This is a genomic window from Oleiphilus sp. HI0117 (assembly GCF_001635235.1).
The window spans coordinates 1-529 of sequence record NZ_LWGA01000588.1; the positions used below are offsets into that span (position 1 = coordinate 1).

The 529-nt window shown below is 46.9% G+C and carries 1 pseudogene; it reads left to right on the forward strand.

Going from position 1 to position 529, the window contains the following annotated elements:
- Positions 1-171: 171 nt before the first annotated feature.
- Positions 172-529, forward strand: a pseudogene (locus tag A3757_RS06550) (hypothetical protein); the annotation flags it as partial.

Sequence of the window (529 nt, forward strand, 5' to 3'; positions counted from 1 at the left end):
ACCGCTTAGTTCTAAATGAACTCCTGAGCGATTGCCAGAACTTCTTAATTCTGGCTATATTATGCGCTTCCCCTCCAGATCATATTTATTCTCTCTTTTTCCTCGTCTCTGACTATACTAAAGATGTAATGACGTCCTTTTAAAATCGAATCAAATCTATCAGGTCTATCGGTGTTTAAAAAACAAACTTCTACCCTTTTACTCAGTCTGGCACTTGCCGCATGCGCGGAAGGCCCCACTAGCAGTAAACAGCTTGCGACTCAAGGCTTACTAAGCGGCGAACTCAGCCCTAACGGATACCTTGCGGTCATCGGATCGGTTCATCATGGCGGGAGCTTTTGGAACACCAAAAAGAAAGAGCGCCTCTATGACTGGAATCATAAAAGCGGCGAATACTCATCCATCCGGGCCTCAGCGGTTTCCGGTGACGGTAAGAGAGCCGTAACCTGCCAAGAAAAAGACTTAGTGCTATGGGACGCTACGAATGGTAAGTCCCTACAGTTCTGGCAAGCAGCCGATCGAATCGAAG